Source organism: Pseudomonas sp. B6(2017), from assembly GCF_002112765.1.
GTDB classification, from domain to species: domain Bacteria; phylum Pseudomonadota; class Gammaproteobacteria; order Pseudomonadales; family Pseudomonadaceae; genus Aquipseudomonas; species Aquipseudomonas piscis.
The window spans coordinates 365921-385156 of the sequence record NZ_NEIQ01000005.1; the positions used below are offsets into that span (position 1 = coordinate 365921).

A 19236-nucleotide genomic window follows, 5' to 3' on the forward strand; every position below is an offset into this window, starting at 1 on the left:
TTGAATCATAGTGATTTATATCAAGGCAGCAAGCCGCTCGGCATCCCGCTCATCCCCCAGTTGCGCCGCACGCTGGTGATAGGCCAGGGCCAACTGGCGGATCTCGGGATGGCGGGCCTCGAGCAAGGCAGCACGGGCAACCCGGAGGAAATTCAGGTTGCCGCCGACCAGGGCCCGCTGCAGCCAGTCCAGGGCTTCGTCGATGCGCCCGGCATCGGCGAGGATCGCCCCATGGCTGAACTGCCCGCGAAAGTCACCGCCCTCGGCCGAGCGACGATACCAATCCCGGGCCGCCTGGGGGTCGGCCGGGCAAACCAGCCCCTCTTCCAGGTAACGCCCCAGCAGGTTCATCGACTTGGCATGGCCCAGTTGCGCGGCGCGCTGGTAGCAGGCCAGGGCCTGGGCATGGTTCTGCTCCACGCCACGGCCGGTGGCCAGCAGGTTGGCGTAGTTGTACAGGCCCCAGTCCAGGCCGGCAGCCGCGGCCTGGCGGTAATGCTCGGCAGCGACGGCTGGGTCCGCCGGGCAGCCCCAGCCGTGTTCATGACAACGGCCGAGCATGTTGCGCGCCATCAGGTGCCCGCGCTGGGCGGCGATGCCGAACCAGCGCAGGGCCAGGGCCTGGTCCTGCTCGATGCCGCGACCATCGAGCAGGATCTGCCCCAGCAGCGCCTGGGCGTCCACCAGGCCTTCGCCGGCGGCCAGCAGGATCGCCTGGGCGGCGCGGCCCGGGCTCTCTTCGAGCATGGCGCTCAGTTGCCCGCCATCGAGGCTTTCCTCGCGGCGCAGTCGAAAAGCCATGGCCTAGACCTCGACCCAGCGGCGCAGCAGGTTGTGATAGGTCCCGGTCAGGCGGATCAGCGAAGGATGTTCGGGCATGTCCCGGGTCAGCTCCTGGATCGCCCCGTCCATCTCGAACAACAGCGCCCGCTGGCTGTCTTCGCGCACCAGGCTCTGGGTCCAGAAGAACGAAGCGTAGCGGGCACCACGGGTCACCGGATTGACCTTGTGCAGGCTGGTGCCCGGGTACAGCACCAGGTCGCCAGCCGGCAGCTTGATCCGCTGCACGCCGTAGGTGTCCTGGATCTCCAGTTCACCGCCGTCGTAGTCCTCGGGGTCGCTGAAGAACAGGGTCGAGGACAGGTCGGTGCGCACCCGCTCGGCGCTGCCCTTGGGCTGGCGCACGGCATTGTCGATATGGAAGTCGAAACTGCCACCTGCGGTGTAGCAGTTGAACAGTGGCGGGAAAACCTTGTGCGGCAAGGCGGCGGACATGAACAGCGGGTTCTGCCAGAGGCGTTCGAGCATCGCCTCGCCGATCTCCCGGGCCAGCGGATGGCCCTCGGGCAGTTGCAGGTTGTGCTTGGCCTTGGCCGACTGGTAGCCGGCGGTGATCTTGCCGTCCGCCCAGTCCGCCTGCTCCAGGGCTTGGCGGATGCGCCCTACTTCATCACGGGTGAACACGCCGGGGATGTGCAGCAACATGGCCAGGTACCTGGAAGCCGAAAGTGCGGCAATGGTATTGATTCTTATTGACTGTGTAAAACGCCCGGGACGGATGGGAATGCAAAAACCGTAAAGATAAATTGTAAAGAATGTAAATTCAGTGCGAATAGCAATATTTCGCAATTGATAACGAATGCTCGCATCCCCTATATTCCGCGACCTCAAAACCTCGGGGAGGGGACAAGACATGACACGCCAACAACCATTATCCGCTGTCAGTTCGCCACGTTTGCTGGCATCGGCCATCGGCGTCGCCATCACCGCCGGCTCTGCCGCGCACATGGTCCAGGCCGCCGAGGACACCGGCAAGAAAGCCTCGGGAGCGATTGCCCTGGAAGCCACCAGCATCACCGGTGAAGCCCAGGATGCGACGTCCTACAAGGTCGACAGCTCCTCCTCGAAGAAGTACACGGCACCGCTGGTCAACACCCCGCGCTCGGTAACTGTAGTACCGCAGCAAGTCCTCAAGGACACGGCGGCGACCTCGCTGCAAGACGCACTGCGCACCGTTCCAGGTATCACCTTCGGCGCTGGTGAAGGTGGCAACCCACAAGGTGACCGCCCCTTCATTCGTGGTTTCGATGCACAAAGCGACACCTACCTGGATGGCGTACGCGATACCGGCGCTCAAAGCCGGGAAGTCTTCGCCGTGGAAAATATCGAGGTCAGCAAAGGCCCGAACTCGGCCATGGGTGGTCGTGGCGCAGCAGGGGGCAGCATCAACCTGGTCAGCAAGAAAGCTCACCTGGGCAACTCCCTCGACGGTGGTTTCACCTGGGGCTCCGACCAGACTCAACGCTACACCCTGGACGGCAACTATCAGTTCAGTGACACCGTTGCGGGCCGCCTGAACCTGATGAGCCATGAAAGCAATGTCGCTGGACGGGACAAGGTCAACTACGACCGTTGGGGCGTCGCGCCGTCCCTGGCCTTCGGCCTGGGTACCGACACCCGGGTATTCCTCGACTACTACCATCTGGAAAGCGACGACCTGCCGGATTCGGGCATTCCCTACGGCTACTCCATGGGCACGGCCCACACCGCCGCGCATCCGGACAAACCAGTCAACGGTGGCGATAGCAGCAACTTCTACGGCCTGACCGATCGCGACTTCCGCAAGTCCCGGGTGGACACGGCGACCTTTGCCTTCGAGCACGACCTGAACGACTCGTTGACCCTCAAGAACACCTTCCGCCACGGCACCAGCATGCAGGACTACATCCTGACCCAGCCGGACGATAGCCAGGGCAACGTACGCAGCGGCACGGTATGGCGCCGGGCCAACACCCGGGTCTCGAATACCGAGACCACCACCAACCAGACCGATCTCTATGGTGAGTTCGTCCTGGGTGGCTTCAAGAACAACTTCTCCACCGGTATCGAACTGTCCGACGAGTCCTCGAAGAAGAGCGGCTACAACGTTTCCAATAACTCGAGTATCAAGTGCAACGTGCCGCAGCCATCGGGCGTCTGTACCTCGCTGTCGAATCCGACGCCGGACGACATCTACGCCGGCACTATCAGTCGTAACTACGCGGGTACCGATACCGAGGGCACCACTCGTGCCATCTACTTCGCAGATACCCTGGAGCTGACCCCGCAGTGGCTGGTCAACATGGGCCTGCGCTACGACCATTTCGAAACCCAAGCCAAGACCAAGAACGGCGCTCGTACCACCACCTTCAAGGCTGAGGACACCAGTGAGTTCGTGACCGGCCAGCTGGGGTTGATCTGGAAGCCCCAGGACAACGGTAGCGTCTACATTTCCTATGCCACTTCTGCAACACCGGTGGGCAGCACCTTGGATAACGGGGCTGAAACCAACCCCTTCGCGACCACCTCCGGGACGCCGACCAGCATCGTCAGCGACATGAAGCCCGAGGAAACCACCAACTACGAAATCGGTACCAAATGGGATCTGTTCAGCGAGCGGCTATCGCTGACCGGAGCGATCTTCCGCACCGAGAAAGAAAACACCCGAGTCTTGAGTAGCAACTACACCTACGAAAACGCCGGCAAGACCCGCGTCGACGGCCTCGAGCTGACAGCCAGCGGAAAGTTGACCGACAAATGGCAAGTGTTCGCCGGCTACAGCTATCTGGACAGCACCATCGTCGATCCAGGTGCCGCTGGTGATCGCAGCGGCAAGATCACTAACCTGAACAACCCGGCCAAAGGCAACGAGCTGCCCAACACGCCGAAGAACAGCTTCAGCCTCTGGACCACCTACAACCTGACCCAGAAGCTGACCATCGGTGGTGGTGCCTTCTACGTCGACAAGGTCTGGGGTGATAACAACAACACTCTGTATGTACCGTCCTACACCCGCTACGACGCCATGGCCAGCTACAAGCTGACCAAGAACGTCGACCTGCAACTGAACGTGCAGAACCTGACGGACAAGACCTACTACGACAAGGCCTACGCGGCGCACTTCGCCAACCAGGCCCCAGGCCGTACCGCCCTGATGAGTGCCAACTTCCACTTCTGATCGGTAACGACACCCTGTGGCCCCGGCCACAGGTGCCCAAGCCCCATGCACCCGCTGCCTGGGGCTTTTGCATGTAAAGAAGAATGCTTCTCGCTCACACACGGCATAATGCGCGCCGTGTTTCACCTCTTCGGACGAACAAGGCGGTCGATGTGTTGAAGAAAACCCTGTTCCAGCTGCACTGGTTCTTCGGCATCAGCGCCGGGCTGGTCCTGGCCTTGATGGGCATCACCGGGGCCACGGTATCGTTCGAGGATGAGATCCTGCGGGCGCTCAACCCCTCGGTGCTGCAGGTCGACAAGCTGCCCGCCGGCACCCTGCCGCCGGCCGAGCTGGTGGCCAAGCTCCAGGCGGCCGAGGGCAAGGACGTGTCCATGCTCTGGGTCGAGACCGACAGCGGCAATGCCGCGCGGGTGTTCTACACCCCGCCGCCCGGGGAACGTCGTGGGCAGATGCGCTACTTCGACCCCTACACCGGGCAGTTCACCGGCGAGGCCGTGGGCCAGGGCTTCTTCGGCTTCATGCTGCAACTGCACCGGTTCCTGGCCATGGGCGACAGCGGCCGGCAGATCACCGGCGCCTGCACCCTGATCCTGATCTTCTTCTGCCTGTCCGGGTTGTACCTGCGCTGGCCGCGCCAGGTCGCCAGCTGGCGCGCCTGGCTGACCCTGGACTGGGCCAAGAAAGGCCGGGCCTTCAACTGGGACCTGCACGCGGTGTTCGGCACCTGGTGCTTGTTGTTCTACCTCTTGTTCGCCCTCACCGGCCTGTACTGGTCGTACGAGTGGTACAGCAAGGGCCTGACCCGCCTGCTGTCCGACTCGCCACACAGCGAGCGCGCCCGGGGCGGGCGCGGCGGCCCGCCGGCCAAGGGCCCGGCCCCGGTGGCCGACTACAACGCCATGTGGAGCAGCATCTACAGCGCCGCCGGCAAGGACCTTAGCGCCTACAACGTGCGCATGCCGCCCGTGGCCGGGCAGCCGGCAACGGTGTTCTACCTGCTCAAGGACTCGCCCCACGAGCGCGCCCTGAACCAGATCACCCTGGACCCGGCCACCGGCGTCATCAGCCGGCACGAGCGCTACGCCGACAAGAGCTTCAAGGCGCAATTGCTGACCAGCGTCTACGCCCTGCACGTGGGCAGCTACTTCGGCCTGGTGGGGCGCATCGTGCTGACCCTGGCCTCGCTGTGCATGCCGCTGTTCTTCATCACCGGCTGGTTGCTGTACCTGGATCGCCGGCGCAAGAAGCGCCAGATCAGGGACGCCCGCAAGGGCCTGGAACAGGCCACCGACGATACCAACGGCTGGCTGATCGGCTTTGCCAGCCAGAGCGGTTTCGCCGAACAACTGGCCTGGCAGACCGCCGGGCAATTGCAGGCCGCCGGCATCGGCGCCCGGGTCCGCCCGCTGGCCAGCCTTGGCGAGCAGGAGCTGCGCAGTGCCCAGCGGGCGTTGTTCGTGGTCAGCACCTTCGGCGATGGCGAGGCCCCGGACAGCGCCCGGGGCTTCGAGCGCAAGCTGCTGGGCCGCGAGCTGGCCCTCGACGGCCTGGAGTACGCAGTGCTGGGCCTGGGCGACCGCCAATACCCGCAGTTCTGCGGTTTCGCCCGGCGCCTGCACACCTGGCTGTCGAGCCAGGGCGCCAGCAGCCTGTTCACCCCGGTGGAAGTCGACAATGGCGACAGCTACGCCCTGCGCCACTGGCAACAACAACTGGGCCAGCTCACCGGCCATGCCCCGGTGGACCTGTGGCAGGCCCCGGCTTTCGCCAACTGGACCCTGAGCCAGCGCCACCTGCTGAACCCCGAGAGCAGCGGCTCCGGGGTCTATTTGCTGCAATTGCAACCGCCCGGCACCAGCAGCTGGCTGGCCGGCGACCTGGTGGAAGTCATGCCGCGCAACTGCCCGTGGCTGGTGGACCACTTCCTCGAGGGCCTGGGGCTTTCCGGCGAGAGCCCGGTGCAGCTCGACGGCCTGGAAGAGAGCCTGGAGCAGGCCCTGGGCAGCCGCCAGCTACCGGAGAACCGCGCCCACCTGGTGGGCCTGCATGCCCAGGCCCTGGTGGATGCGCTGGTGCCGCTGACCCAGCGCGAATACTCCATCGCCTCGATCGCCGCCGACGGCTGCCTGGAACTGTTGGTGCGCCAGGAACGCCACGCCGACGGCAGCCTGGGCATCGGCTCCGGCTGGCTCACCGAGCACGTCCAAGTAGGCGCGAGCATCAGCCTGCGGGTGCGCCGCAACAGCGGTTTCCACCTGCCGGCCGAGCCCTGCCCACTGATCTTGCTGGGTAACGGCACCGGCCTGGCTGGGCTGCGCAGCCTGCTCAAGGCGCGGATCGCCGAGGGCCAGCAACGCAACTGGCTGCTCTTTGGCGAGCGCAATGCCGAGCATGATTTCTACTGCAAGGACGAGCTGCAGGAATGGCTGGCCCGGGGCGACCTGAGTCGCCTGGACCTGGCCTTCTCCCGCGATCAGGAACACAAGATCTACGTCCAGGATCGCCTGCGCGAAGCCGCCAAGACCTTGCAACAGTGGCTCGACGACGGCGCCGCGCTCTACATCTGCGGCAGCCTGCAAGGCATGGCCTCGGGGGTGGACCAGGTGCTCAACGAGCTGCTGGGCGCCGAACAGGTCGAGCGCCTGATCGAACAAGGCCGCTACCGCCGCGACGTCTACTGACCCGCAGGAGCGAGGCTCGCCCGCGATAAGCGCGATACGGTGTGTCCAGGACACCGCGTTAGCATTCATCGCGGGCGAGCTGCGCTCCTGCCCCATGGGCCATAGGCGCGCATCAGGCCGGTTGCAGCTTGCGCTCGAACACCGCCACGCCATCGAGATCACGCAGGATCACGCTCATCTGCGCCGTCTGGCCATCGATCTGCACCTCGCCAAAGAACTGGAACCCGGCGAACGGCGAGGCGTTCTGGGTCGGCGGCGCCTTCTGGAACACCACCTCGGGGCCGAAAGTCTTGTCCAGCACGTTGGGCCCGAAGCTGCCGGCATTCAACGGGCCGGCGACGAACTCCCAGAACGGCTCGAAATCCTGGAACGCCGCCCGGTCGGGGTGGTAGTGGTGGGCCGCGCAGTAATGCACGTCGGCGGTCAGCCACACATGGTTGCGCACCCGGTGCTTGCGCAGGTAGGCCAGCAACTCGGCGATCTCCAGCTCGCGACCCTGGGCCTGGCCCGGGTCGCCGTTGGCGATGGCCTCCCAGCGCGCCACGCCGGGGCTGACCTCGCCGTCGGGCACGCCCAGGCCGATGGGCATGTCCGCCGCCACCACCTTCCACTGCGCCTGGGAATCCTTGAGCTCGCGCTTGAGCCAGTCCAGTTGCTCACGGCCGAGGAACGGCTTCTCGCCGCCGAGGTTGTCGTCGTTGGGCCCGCGATAGCTGCGCATGTCCAGCACGAACACATCCAGCAGCGGCCCGTAGCTGAGCTTGCGATAGATGCGCCCGCCACCGTCGGCGCTCTGCCGGCGCATCGGCGCGTACTCCAGCCAGGCCTGGCGCGCACGGCCCACCAGGGTCTGGATGTCCTTGACCATGTAACGCTCGTCCAGCTGCTTGCTCGGCGACCAGTTGTTGACCACCTCGTGGTCGTCCCACTGCCAGATCTGCGGCACCTCGGCGTTGAACCGGCGCAGGTTCTCGTCCAGCAGGTTGTAGCGGTAGTTGCCGCGATACTCGTCCAGGGTCTCGGCCACCTTGCTCTTGGCCTCGGTGGTGATATTGCGCCAGATGCGCCCACCCTCGGTGGTCAATTGAGCCGGCACCGGGCCATCGGCGTAGATGGTGTCGCCGCTGTGGATAAAAAAGTCCGGCAGGCGCAGGCGCATCGCCTCGTAGATGCGCATGCCGCCGATGTCAGGGTTGATGCCGAAACCCTGGCCGACGGTGTCGCCGCTCCAGACGAAACGGATATCCCGGCGCTGGCTCGGGGCACTGCGCAAATGGCCGAACCAGGGTTCGCTGGCCACCCCGGTGCGGGCGTCCTCGAAGGTCACTCGATAAAAAATCGCCTGGTTGACCGGCAGCCCGCTCAGGTCCACCCGGGCGGTGAAGTCGGTGCGGGCATCGGCCAGCGGCGAGACCAGGCGCCGCGGGTTGGTGAACATGCTGCGGGTGTCCCACTCCACCACCATCCGCGCCGGGCGGTCGCTGCGGCTCCAGATGATCGCCCGATCGCCCTGCAAGTCCCCGGACTGCACGCCATCGGTGAGCTTGGGCCGATCCTTGACCGAGGCGATCACCGCCGGCGCCAGGCTGGGCAGCAACATCCCCGCCCCGGCGATTTGCATGATCCGTCGACGGCCGAGGTTGAACTCGCTCATGGTGACTCCCTGACATGGTCAAAAGAGGCCACCTTAGCCAGCGCCGATGAAGGGGATGTGACAAAGACGCGCCTGGCCCGGGAGCCCCAGGCCAGCCAGCGATTAGTGCATCAAGTCTCTCAAGCTGCCTCTACGGCAGTAACGGGTGCCGATGGATTGATGATGGATTGTGTTTTGCCTGCCTGTTCGGCAATCGAGATGAACAGCACCGATGGACGCTGAAGGACTGGTTTCTTAGCTGCCTGTGCGGCAGTGAACATGGCCAAACCTCCAAAGCAGCAAGTACTCCTTTTCTTAGCTGCTTATACGGCAGTGAACTACACCGGATTGCGGACCTGTAGGAATTTTATTTTCTTAGCCGCCTATAGGGCAGTGAACCGCGGCATCCTGGCCCTGCGTGCTGCCGGCAATTTCTTAGCTGCCTATACGGCAGTGAACTCATGAGGTTCCTCCGGGCAGCCGATGGCCGTTTTCTTAGCTGCCTAGACGGCAGTGAACGAGCAGGCGTAGCGCCCAGCCGCTCACTTCAATTTCTTAGCTGCCTATACGGCAGTGAACCTATGTCCTGGCGCTGTTAGCCGACTGTTTCATTTCTTAGCTGCCTATACGGCAGTGAACGTCGCACTCTCGGTTCCGCTTGCGGGAGTTGTTTTCTTAGCTGCCTATACGGCAGTGAACCTTGTTGAGCCATATTGGCTGGTGCTGTTGACTTTCTTAGCTGCCTATACGGCAGTGAACAGGTCGCCGAAGTAGTTGCGTAGGGTGCCTGTTTTCTTAGCTGCCTATACGGCAGTGAACATGATGGGGCAAGTTGCAGGAGGGAATAAGTTTTTCTTAGCTGCCTATACGGCAGTGAACCAGGGGGCCAACGCCATGAACAGCCAAGCGCCTTTCTTAGCTGCCTATACGGCAGTGAACTTGTGTCTCCGGAAAAAAGACCGGGGCCAACATTTCTTAGCTGCCTATACGGCAGTGAACTGGTCTACCCCCTGCCTGGCATCAGCCAGTTCTTTCTTAGCTGCCTATACGGCAGTGAACAACGAAAAGCTCTCCCCTCTCGAGCTGGCCGATTTCTTAGCTGCCTATACGGCAGTGAACCGCCATGCGCTTCTCGGGCACTTTGTCGAATGTTTCTTAGCTGCCTATACGGCAGTGAACACTGTTCTCGGCGCCGATGGTGCGCGCCATCCTTTTCTTAGCTGCCTATACGGCAGTGAACTGGGGGGCCTATCAGCACGGGCTGTCCGTAAATTTCTTAGCTACCTATACGGCAGTGAACGGTTCCATCCTTGAGACATGCCGGTAGGCTTTTTTCTTAGCTGCCTATACGGCAGTGAACTAGAGCACTTTCTCTATAACCTCCTGAATTTCAAAAGAAAGACCGTTAAAGGTTGCTGCACACCCTTTTTCTGAAGCGCTTTGTAAGTCATTGATTTTACGAAGCGCTCCACGGCACCCGGAAAAAAGGGTCAGAACCAGGGCACTGTCGCACTGGAGCTCAGGCCATAGCCGTTGAACGTGCCGGGCTGTGGTTGTTCAAGCAGCGGGCCGTGGCGGATGAACAGGTTGAACAGCTGATGGCTGGTATGGCTGCGCATTACCGCGAACGGCAGGTCGCAACGTTTCGCCGCGCTGTCGGGCAGGCGCTGGCGGGCTTGGTCCTCGGTCAACCCATGGCGCTTGATCAGGCGGCGACGCAGGCGTGCCGGGCTGCTATCGACCTGTACCCGGCTGACATGGCGATGCTGCACCGGCGTCGGCACCGAGCAGGGCTGGCCGATCTGTACATGGTCACGCATGCCGGCCAGCCAATCGATGGCCAGCAACTGGCCCAGGGCCTGGCGATTGCCGTGGATGCGCAGGTGCGAGCCCAGGTGCCTGATCGGCCGCCGGGTATCGGGAAAGCTGATGCCGATATCGTTGCGCCGCAGGTCATGCAGGGCCCGATGGAATTTATTGAGCAAGGCGCTCATCAACTGCGGCTCGGGAAACTCAGGGTCCGGCAGCAGTTTCAAATCCAGGTAATGGTCCATGGCTCAACCTGCCTCGCCGAACACGCCGCCGCGAATCAGGGTGGCGATCACGAAGTGCTGCTGGTCCAGCGCGGGTACTCGATCCTTGAGCACCCAACTGTCCAGCAGGGTGTAGAAATCGTCCTGGCTGCCGCGGGGCTGGCGATAGGCCTTGCCCTGGGTGGTCACCGAACCATAGGGCTCCACGGCGATCGGCCCGTTGCTGTCGGCGCCCTGGTACCAGGTGTCGATGCTGCGCAAGGCATTGCCGACTTTCTGCGAGTGAATGCCGGCGATGTTGCCCACGCTGTACAGCGTCTTGCTCTTGTCTCCGCGCCCACGGTCCAGGATCAGCTCCTGGGACGGGAACACCTCCTGCCCGGCGCCCATGCGTGCGTAGGCAGTGATGCGCAATAACACATGCTGTTCGCCGGCCAGGCCCCGGGCAATCAAGCCAGCCAACGACTGCAAGGCCTCGCCCTGCTCACCGGCAGCGTCGAATTGGCGCAAGGACAGGCTCAGGCTGTCGAAGCGCCATTGCGTCGCCGCCTGGCCCTCCACCAGATGCTCGACCTCCACCTCGACCTGCTCGGCGCCAATGCGGTTGCGCCACAGGAAGCGGCCGTTAGCCAGGTTATGGGCATAACGGCGGGCCAATTCGCCAAAGCCATTGGCCTGGACATACCCCTGTACAGTCTCCAGCAGTTTTTGCCGGTAGGCGAAATCGTTACAGGCCGAAGGCTGGCCAGTACCGGCCAGCACCCGCAGGGTGAAGCTGACCCGCAGGGTGTCGGCATCGTGCGGCAGGGTGGCCACGTCCACGGTTTGCAGGTTGGGATGCTCGATGGCGGCATCCAGCTTGGCGGGGTCCAGCTCCTTGGCCTTGAGTCGGTTGGAAATGGTTCCGCGTACGGATTTTTCCCGCACCACCACTGGCTCCCACTGACTGCGCGACTGCCAGTCGCCGGCATGGAACAGCGCATCGGAAGGGTCCAGCTTGCGCTCGAAGGCCAGGACCGAAGCGGTTTTCAGGGCGTCATTGCTCATGTTCGAACTCCTTTGAAGTCAGTCGAAGTGCGCCAGCGATGGCACGCGGTAGTCGTTGCGACAGCGGTACAGGCCCTGGTCGCTGCGAGAGTCGGCGTACCAGAGCAATTGTTGTGGCGATTGCAAACGGTGTGGGCTGATCCACTGCCCGATGCCATAGAGGTTTTCCACGAAGCGAAAGGCCGTTTGCGAGTCGCGGGCCCGGGCCACCGTGCCCGGCGCCTGCAAGGCGGTGAGCGCGCCATAACCCACGGGGATCGGCACCAGCCAGCCGAGGTCGGTGCGGTCGTTGCGCCACTGCACCGGCCCTGAAACCTCCCCGTCTGCACCGGGGGCCACGCTGGACCAGTTGATCCGCGCCAGCGACAACCAGGCGTCCAACACCGAAGCCCCGGGTTGCCTGGTTTGCAGATCGCGATGGCGCTGCTCCAGCAGATCCTGGCGCTCCACCAGGGTGAAACCCGGCAGCAGGCGCAACTTGGCCTGGTAGAACAACGCGTCCCGTGCCTCTTCATCCCCCGTCATGGGGATCGAATAGGGCTGTTGCTGGCCCTGGGGGGCACGGGAGGGAATCAGGCTGCCGCCGGCAATACGCATCTGCAGCAAGAGCTCCCGCACTTGGCGGGCGACGGTGCTTCGCTGGTCGTCAAGGGCCTGGCTCTGGACCGCGAATACCAGGCTGATGCGCAGATGGACCCGCCCTTCCTCGACAATCGCGGCGGTGCTGCCATCGCGATTGAGGGGATTGCGAGTCAGGCGCAGGGTGTTGACGAAATCACCAGCGGTGACCTGTTCTTCGTGATCGTGGACCACCACGCCCACCGCGTTGAATTGCAGATCCAGGCCCGCATCGACCGTCTTGCGTTCCAGGGCCCACATCAGCCCGAGAAAGGCGGTGATCGACGGAAAGCCATGGGTCAGCGGGCTGGAAAGGCTGTTGGCGTTCTGTACTTGCAGGTGAGGGATGACCAGCAGGTGCTCGAAATGTGGGCACTCAGCCATGGCGCACCTCCTGCTCCACCACCTCACGGGTAGCGCATGAGATCTCGGCATCGACCACCGCCTGCCGCGCCCAATGCGCCTGTTCGGTATCGCCCACCGGCAGGCCCCGTTGCAGCAGGATGGCATTCAACCAGTGGCCGAAACGCTGGGCGATCTCGTCCGGCCAACGGCGTTGGGCGAAGGCCGCAGCGAAGGCTTGGTCCGCGTCCTGGTGGTCATCAGCCGATGCCAACTGCGCGCGTTGCGGGTCGAGCCAGAGTTGTTCGCACAGCGGCAGCTGGCAGTGCCGGTCACGGCTCCAACCAGGAGGTAAAGAGGCCCGCAAGCTCAGGCCAAAGGCCGCCAACGCCCGGCCCAGGGCGCGCTCTATACGTTCACGTTGAGCCCGAGTGCGCAGGCTGCGCGCCGGATCGGCTTGCAGCAGGAGGCAGAGGGCCTCGATCAGCTCGCCCATGTCTTCGAAACGCCGCAGGCGACTGAACACCGACTCCAGGTGCAGCAGGTTGCCCGGATGCTGCTGGCGCCATTTAGGGGGCAAGGACGCCAGCAAGTAATTCACTCCGCCACGCTCACTGTTGAGCTGGCTGATGTTTTGCGGCTTGGTCCCGCCGAGCTTGCGTATCACCAGTTGTGGATAGTCGCGATAGATTCCGTCGTGGGCTTGACGCTGGCGCCGGGCCTGGCGCGCCGCCTGGTTGCGCTCCCCAAAACGTGCATCGTTGATATCGGCATGGACCGCATGGACCAGGCTGCTGGGAAACATCGGTTGCAACAGTTCGAAACCGGCATCGTCGCCAGGCTCGCCCGACACACACCAGAACACCTGCTTGGCCATGGCGTGGGAACTCAAGGTCTGATGGGGGCGAACCAGGCCCTTGAAGGCTTCGGCCCAACTTTGCGCCAGGGCCGGGTCCGGGCTCAGGGCGGCCAACAGGTCGGCATCGTCCTCCAGCAGCCAGTCCAGTAGCCGACGTTGCTCCACCTCCAGCTTGAGGAACTTGTAGACATCCAGCGCGGCGGCGTTGCCGACGATGTCCTGCGCGTAATCGCTGCCCAGCATGTGGCTGCCGACTTCCCGGTGCCGCGGCAATGTTTGCGGAGCGACATGCAGGCTGCTGCCGCGAGCGTCGGGATGGGTGGCCTTGAGCACATGGGTGACGGCCTGGATCTGCCCTACTCGACGGGCCGCGTCGGCGAGCCAGGTGGCGTATTCATATTTTGCGGCGCTGAGTGCATCACTGGCCTCAGCGCCTTTCGGTTTTGCGTCTCGCCGTTCCTGGATGAAAGCGTTGATGGTGTGGCGAAACAGCCTGGAGCGTATTGCCGGGTTCGTTCCTTGATTCATGTCCCTTCCCTGTAGAGCGCTTGTCGATGACAAGTCCGTGACAATCCTTGATGGCTCTTGGCCACCAAGGGTTTTAGCAACCTGCGATTGTGCCTTCAAGAGACCGATGCCCCTGAACAGAGGCAGTGGCTCAAGCTCTTGAGGCAAACCCCAGCACCGGATGAAAGCGCCAACCCTGGGGACTGACGCTCAGCTTGACCGTGGTGAAGCGCTCGGCGCAGGTCCGCAACGGCAGGCCTTGGATCGCCGCCTGTTCGTTCAGCAATGACAACAGGTCATGCTGGCCCCAGGGGCTGATACCTGGGGCGGACACCCCTTGCAGGTCGATGTTCTCCAGCAACCGCTGGGCCGGCAGGTACAGCTCCGCCGCGCCGGGCTGCTCATGAATGCGGTGCAGGACCAAGCGTTCTTCATCGTCATCGGGCAACCACAGCAACTCTGTCTCCCTGATGGTGTTTTCACGAAAAGGCTGTTGCTGGGGCAAGGCCCAGGTCAGGGCCGCCCTGGGGTATTGCCAGGCACAGGCCGCGTCCAGATCGAAAGCCACAGGCTTGACCCCGCGTGGGGTCGGTTGGCCTGCGCGGCTGCGATCCTTGGGCAACATCTGTGCGCTGAGCCGCGCCTGCTCCAGGTCCACCAGGTTGTGCCGCGGGCGCCACGCCTGGCTGGCCCTGGGCTGGATGCGCGGGCGCGCGCTGAGCTCCTGGAAGTCGGCCGGATCCAGCAGCTGCCCAAGGCGATGGCTGACCAGGCGCATGGGGTGATCCGCTTGGCGGCTGTCATGCTCGAAACCCGGGCGGATGAACGCTGCGGCTCCAGGTTGTTCGAAATGCCGCAGGTTGCTATCGAAGATAAACATGTTGGCGTGCCGGCATGGCTGCTGGCGGTGGCGCTGTACCCGCCCGGCCAGTTGGATCAGCGAGCGCATCGATGAGGGTTCGACCACTGCCCAGTCGTAGTCATGGTCGCGCCCGACTTCAGTGACCGGCGACCCCAGCACCACGAACAGATGTTCCTCTTCGGGGTACTGGTCGAGCAGCTGGCGGATCTGTGGTTGGTCATAAACCGCACCCGGCTGGCGACGGTCCAGACAGGTGTCCAACTGCGCCTCGATGGCCGAGCGCAGCAGCAGGGGGAACCGCGAGTGGTAGACGCACAGATGAATGCGCTGGCCGGCAGGTGCACCGAGAGCGAACAGGGCCAGGGCGACATCGAACAGCGGTTCGATATTGGCCATGCGCACCAGGCCAAAACTGACGCGCTTGCCACTGCGCGGACACACCTCGGCATGCCGGGCATGGGCCTGCAACATCGTGGCTCGCACCTGCTCGGCGAACGCCCGGCGCATGTCCGCCACTGGCTGCGCGCCAATGCTCAAGGCGACCAGTTCGCCACGCCGCCTGGGCTCGATACGCCCGAGCGCCTGCACCCGCTGGTCGACGAAGGCCCGATGCTGTTGGCTGAAGGTCTCGGCGTCGTGGCAGTTGAAAGGCTGGGCCGTGAACTCATCGACCCACAGGCAAGGGATCTCATCAGGCGTGTCGAGTTCTCCACGATTGCGCCGATAGTGCCGGCGCCCGGCGCCATAGGCCTGGAACATCCCCTGCACCAGGGCCGCCGGCAGGGTCGCCGACGACAACAGCACCCGCGTGCCCAGCAAACCCGCCCAGTACACCAGGCGCGTCAGGGCCGGCAGGTCGGCGAGGTCGAAATCATCCAGTTCATCGAGCACCAGATCGCTGCTGAGCAAGCGCAACATCGGCGCAATCTGCCGCCCGGCCCTTTGCGCCTCGGTGGCGGGCATCAAGTGATCGATGGTGCAGACCAGCATGGGCGCATTGAGCAATACGGAGATCTGGGGCTGGTTCACCACCTTGGACAACAGGCCGTGGACGGCCAGCGAGCCCTCGTAGCGCACATGGCTGTCTTCTTCGATCAGCGCCTGGGCCGAAGCCGAACCGCTGGCTTCGGCCCGGGCCTGGTAATGCTCGAACAACGCCCGGCTGGCGCAGCCGCCAACCCGGATGGCCAGGTCGTCGTCCCCCAGGTTCAGCAGCTGGCGGTAGCTGTTGCCGGTCTGCAAGGTCAGGCTGCGCAGCCCCAGGGCGAAGGTACAACGCATGCCGGCCTGGGGGTCGGCCAGGGCATGCATGATCCGTGCGTTGGCCAGGGTCTTGCCGCATCCGGTAGAGGCCATGTTGACGATAAAGGCCCCTTGTCGCTGCGACTGACTACGCAGACCGGTGGCCGCATCCACCGCCTGATCCTGCCAAGCAAAACGCCCGGAGCCACTGCGTTTGCACAAGCCTGCATGACGCGCCAAACGCGGCAGGTGCCGCTCGAAATCGGGCAAGCCATGGACGATGCTGCGGGTCATGCGAGCAACCCCGAGCAAGTGTTCATCCAGGGGCTGCTTGAGCTGGCCGTCGCTATGGGTATTGGCGAACACCAGGCCCTGGTCATCGCCCCTGACTCGCTGATTGGACTCCGGCGGCAGGCTGGAATAGTGATGATCACCCAGCATCAGGCTCATGCGTGCCAGGTGCATCACATAAGGGTTGTCCAGCCAATCGCCATGCCCGGGTTTGGCCTGCAGCACCAACAATCGCTGGGCGATCTTGGCCGCCTGGGCCCCCCACTGGGGATAGACCACGGGCAGGCCGTGCTCGAACTGCCAGAACGCCTCGACCTCGTTGAGCGGCGCCGAACGACTGCACTCGTTCCACTCGTGGGTGATGCCCTCGATCAGGTTGTCCAGCATCGCGGGATTGAAGCGGGCGGACTTCTTGCCCAGCCATGACTGCTCACCATCACCGGCCTCGTTCCAGCTGGGCAGCGTCGGCAAGCGATGATGGCTGACCACCAGCCAAGCCACGGCAGCCGCCAAGGGCGCGAGCTGCTTGAATGGCGGCGTCGTGGCATCGAGCCCATCCCGCTGAAAACGCCCGGCAGCCAGCCAAGCCTGATCATCCTCGGCACTGGGCGAGGCCAAGCGCCGGAGCCAGGTGGAGTCATCGTCCGTCCCGACAAAAGCCAGGAACAGCCGCAGCGATACCCACTCATGGCGATACAGGTTGTGTTCCAGGCTGCGCCGCCGCAGCTTCTGCTGGAAGGCCCGGCTGGCCTTGCCCAAGTCATGCAGCAGCGCCGCCAACTGCGCCAGCAGCGAGATGTCTTGGGCGGTGTGCCAGCCCTTGTTCGCGACACGACGCGACAAGCCTGGAGTTCGAGCGCGTTTGCAATGAAGTGTTGTTTCTAGAGTCGCGGAGTTGATGTCTTCCATGAAATACAACCGCCTGCTGCATCATCCATTGAGCGCTAGCGGTTATAAGCAATGTCCGATTGTTCGTCCATGGCGTATTGGAAGTTCAAATAGAGGGCATGAAGGCACGCCCCAAACCCCGGCAAACAGCAAGCAGCCCCTGCTGGCGCCAGGGTTTGCGGGCACAAGGCCAAGGTAAAACAAACGTTATGGCCAGCTGCGCACGGGCCCATAACTGAAGATCCTGGCCGGCAGATTCCGGGCTCTCCAAGGCGTCCCGCTGATGAAGTCGAACACCGGGTACTGGGGCGAGAAAGCGCCCCAGCGGGAGCAAGCTCCCTCGCCACAGGTGGTGCGTATTCAGTCAGAGGAAAGACGATGGCCATCGAGCAAGGCATCCACCACGCCGCGAGCCATCTCCACCGAATGCACCAGGGACCAGATCAACCCACGCTCGACGCCGCTGGCCTGCTCGGTGATCTCATCGGACACCTCCTCGGCGGCCTTGAGCAGCATGGACACATGGACCAGGGCCTCCTCGGCGCTGATGCCGGAGCGGACGTTGAACAATGAATCGCGCCCCACCGCTGCGGCGACCGTGGGTTTAAGCGTCCGGATCAGCGAACCGGTACGGGTGTTCACCAGCGCATGGAGAATCACCTCGTTGGCCCGGTCATGCTCCGGGTTGCGACGTGAAACAGAAGAGAAAACGGGTGGATCGGGAACGAGCTTTTTCATGGTGGCACTCCTGACTATGGAGCTTTCACCCATCGCTGCTAAACGGAGGGTGGCAGCTGGACGCGGGTTAGCAGACCAGGCAGTCAGGCAAGCCCAGCGCACCCGAAGGTGCCCCGCGTACAGCTGCCATAACGCATTGACCAGCATTCGCATGCTGGTCGGATGGAGATGGAGCTTGGCGTGCCTGAGTTTGGTCGGGCTGCTAAACCCGGTCACTGATGATCAGTGACGACCGGAGACTAGCCAGCAGATTCTTCAGGCACAAGCGCACTGGAGTCTCTCGGAAACCCCTTACAAAAGAAAGAGATTTGGATGGGTTTTGAGCCTGTCGAAGGTTATGAAAAGGCCACAAAATCTTCGACGGATTCAAGATCCAGGCGGCCGCTACGCGCCCGTGCGCAGCCTTCGGCAGCGGCTACACAAAGCGAGTCTGTAGCCGCTGTCGAGCCGGGGCGAGGCTGCGACAAGGACCGCAAGGCCTTCAGCGGATTCAAGAACCAGGCGGCCGCTGCGTGCCCGTACGCAGCCTCCGGCAGCGGCTACACAAAGCGGGGCCAAACACGCACACCCCACCCCGCGATGCGCCGCCCGGTAGGGCGCGCCGTGGGGCTGGTGATCTTGACCCACCCGCCCCCTGGGGAGGCCGAGTGCAGGTGCTTATCAGGGGAATGGCGCGCAGCGCCCCTCGACGCAGTCGAGGACATCGCTGGAAGCGATGCCCCCTGAGAAGTACCGGAACGAGGGAACCCGAGCGCAGCGAGCGGCCGGACGTGGGGCAAGACCTTTTGGTTCCTTTTGTGTCGACTGACAAAAGGGACTCGCCGTAAGGGCGAAACCGCCAGCCGCCACACCCGCAGCGCCGGATATACATGCAACCCCCAGGACACCTGGCCGGCTACCAGGCCGCCAAGCCCCAAGGCCGATCCTACAAAACTTGCAGAACCGTCTAGCTTGCCACCCACACCCCCTCCCCCCATGCTCCCCATTCGCCCAAACGGCGACCGGGTTTGGCGACCTGGAACTCAGCTACGAACAGATACGCTTGCACCGCTTATCTACGACGGAGCCTTCGCCATGACTCATCAATACATCCCCATCACCGGCATCGACTGCACCATCCCCTGCCTGTTCATCGACAAAACCGCCCCACTGGACGTCCTCCACGCCAACGGCACCACCCGCCTGCTGGCCATCACCCAGCTGTTCGAAAGCCTCTCGCGCACCGAGCTGAAACACGCCGACCACACCGACCTGCAACACATCGCCCATGTCGCCGCTATCCTCCTGCGCGACAGTTGCGACCTGCTAGGCGTGATGGGCTGGCGGCTCCAGGCCTGAACCGAATACGCTCCGCCCCCGACAGGGTGCGGAGCATCCTCATGGCGCAACGCCCTCCAACACCTGCCTCACCCCCAACAACAAAAAAAAATGCCCCGGATACAACCAATAGGCCCACCGCCGCATCGCCGGCACCCACCCTCCACCACGCATCCCC

At 63.5% G+C, this 19236-nt stretch carries 12 protein-coding genes and 1 CRISPR repeat array; of the genes, 3 read left to right on the forward strand and 9 right to left on the reverse strand.

Going from position 1 to position 19236, the window contains the following annotated elements; all coding sequences use genetic code 11:
• Window positions 1-15: 15 nt before the first annotated feature.
• Both CAG11_RS11200 and CAG11_RS11205 read right to left on the reverse strand, forming a co-directional pair.
• Window positions 16-801, reverse strand: coding sequence for a tetratricopeptide repeat protein (locus tag CAG11_RS11200; protein ID WP_085596341.1), 786 nt, complete (start codon window positions 799-801; stop codon window positions 16-18).
• Window positions 802-804: 3 nt separating this feature from the next.
• The gene (locus tag CAG11_RS11205) at window positions 805-1485 is read right to left on the reverse strand and encodes a Fe2+-dependent dioxygenase (RefSeq protein ID WP_085596342.1); all 681 of its coding nucleotides are present in this window, start codon (window positions 1483-1485) and stop codon (window positions 805-807) included.
• 208 nt (window positions 1486-1693) lie between these two features.
• Between CAG11_RS11205 and CAG11_RS11210 the strand changes: the two genes are divergently transcribed.
• Together CAG11_RS11210 and CAG11_RS11215 are read left to right on the forward strand one after the other, a co-directional pair.
• On the forward strand, window positions 1694-3997 hold the full coding sequence (locus CAG11_RS11210; RefSeq protein ID WP_085596343.1) for a TonB-dependent siderophore receptor: 2304 nt from the start codon (window positions 1694-1696) through the stop codon (window positions 3995-3997).
• 152 nt (window positions 3998-4149) lie between these two features.
• Window positions 4150-6681: a sulfite reductase flavoprotein subunit alpha gene (locus tag CAG11_RS11215; protein WP_085596344.1), complete on the forward strand. Its 2532-nt coding sequence runs from the start codon at window positions 4150-4152 to the stop codon at window positions 6679-6681.
• Window positions 6682-6793: 112 nt separating this feature from the next.
• Here CAG11_RS11215 and CAG11_RS11220 read toward each other — a convergent pair whose 3' ends face one another.
• From CAG11_RS11220 to CAG11_RS11250, 7 genes are all read right to left on the reverse strand, one after another.
• The gene (locus tag CAG11_RS11220; protein ID WP_085596345.1) at window positions 6794-8335 is read right to left on the reverse strand and encodes an alkaline phosphatase; all 1542 of its coding nucleotides are present in this window, start codon (window positions 8333-8335) and stop codon (window positions 6794-6796) included.
• Window positions 8336-8565: 230 nt separating this feature from the next.
• A CRISPR array of direct repeats spans window positions 8566-9674; the repeat unit is 28 nt; unit sequence TTTCTTAGCTGCCTATACGGCAGTGAAC.
• Window positions 9675-9804: 130 nt separating this feature from the next.
• Complete coding sequence (gene cas6f, locus CAG11_RS11225; protein ID WP_085596346.1) at window positions 9805-10368, reverse strand: type I-F CRISPR-associated endoribonuclease Cas6/Csy4; 564 nt, start codon at window positions 10366-10368, stop codon at window positions 9805-9807.
• Window positions 10369-10371: 3 nt separating this feature from the next.
• Window positions 10372-11394, reverse strand: a complete 1023-nt coding sequence (gene csy3, locus CAG11_RS11230; RefSeq protein WP_085596347.1) for a type I-F CRISPR-associated protein Csy3 — start codon at window positions 11392-11394, stop codon at window positions 10372-10374.
• Between the two features lie 18 nt (window positions 11395-11412).
• Window positions 11413-12396 (reverse strand): type I-F CRISPR-associated protein Csy2, encoded by a 984-nt coding sequence (gene csy2, locus CAG11_RS11235; protein ID WP_085596348.1) that lies wholly within the window; start codon window positions 12394-12396, stop codon window positions 11413-11415.
• On the reverse strand, window positions 12389-13741 hold the full coding sequence (csy1, locus tag CAG11_RS11240) for a type I-F CRISPR-associated protein Csy1 (RefSeq protein ID WP_085596349.1): 1353 nt from the start codon (window positions 13739-13741) through the stop codon (window positions 12389-12391). Before csy1 ends, csy2 begins: the two co-directional genes overlap by 8 nt.
• 130 nt (window positions 13742-13871) lie before the next feature.
• The gene (cas3f, locus tag CAG11_RS11245) at window positions 13872-16958 is read right to left on the reverse strand and encodes a type I-F CRISPR-associated helicase Cas3f (protein ID WP_158091412.1); all 3087 of its coding nucleotides are present in this window, start codon (window positions 16956-16958) and stop codon (window positions 13872-13874) included.
• Between the two features lie 405 nt (window positions 16959-17363).
• Window positions 17364-17741 (reverse strand): hypothetical protein, encoded by a 378-nt coding sequence (locus tag CAG11_RS11250; RefSeq protein WP_085596351.1) that lies wholly within the window; start codon window positions 17739-17741, stop codon window positions 17364-17366.
• A gap of 1074 nt (window positions 17742-18815) precedes the next feature.
• Here CAG11_RS11250 and CAG11_RS11255 point away from each other — a divergent pair.
• A complete protein-coding gene (locus tag CAG11_RS11255) occupies window positions 18816-19079 on the forward strand; it encodes a hypothetical protein (RefSeq protein WP_053134083.1) in 264 nt (87 codons plus the stop codon).
• Window positions 19080-19236: the final 157 nt, after the last annotated feature.

Excerpts from the sequence above, each read along its gene's own strand:
- CAG11_RS11200 (WP_085596341.1), bottom strand. The coding sequence starts at position 801 with ATGGCTTTTCGACTGCGCCGCGAGGAAAGCCTCGATGGCGGGCAACTG.
- CAG11_RS11205 (WP_085596342.1), bottom strand. The coding sequence starts at position 1,485 with ATGTTGCTGCACATCCCCGGCGTGTTCACCCGTGATGAAGTAGGGCGC.
- CAG11_RS11210 (WP_085596343.1), top strand. The coding sequence starts at position 1,694 with ATGACACGCCAACAACCATTATCCGCTGTCAGTTCGCCACGTTTGCTG.
- CAG11_RS11220 (WP_085596345.1), bottom strand. The coding sequence starts at position 8,335 with ATGAGCGAGTTCAACCTCGGCCGTCGACGGATCATGCAAATCGCCGGG.
- cas6f (WP_085596346.1), bottom strand. The coding sequence starts at position 10,368 with ATGGACCATTACCTGGATTTGAAACTGCTGCCGGACCCTGAGTTTCCC.
- csy3 (WP_085596347.1), bottom strand. The coding sequence starts at position 11,394 with ATGAGCAATGACGCCCTGAAAACCGCTTCGGTCCTGGCCTTCGAGCGC.
- csy2 (WP_085596348.1), bottom strand. The coding sequence starts at position 12,396 with ATGGCTGAGTGCCCACATTTCGAGCACCTGCTGGTCATCCCTCACCTG.
- csy1 (WP_085596349.1), bottom strand. The coding sequence starts at position 13,741 with ATGAATCAAGGAACGAACCCGGCAATACGCTCCAGGCTGTTTCGCCAC.
- CAG11_RS11250 (WP_085596351.1), bottom strand. The coding sequence starts at position 17,741 with ATGAAAAAGCTCGTTCCCGATCCACCCGTTTTCTCTTCTGTTTCACGT.
- CAG11_RS11255 (WP_053134083.1), top strand. The coding sequence starts at position 18,816 with ATGACTCATCAATACATCCCCATCACCGGCATCGACTGCACCATCCCC.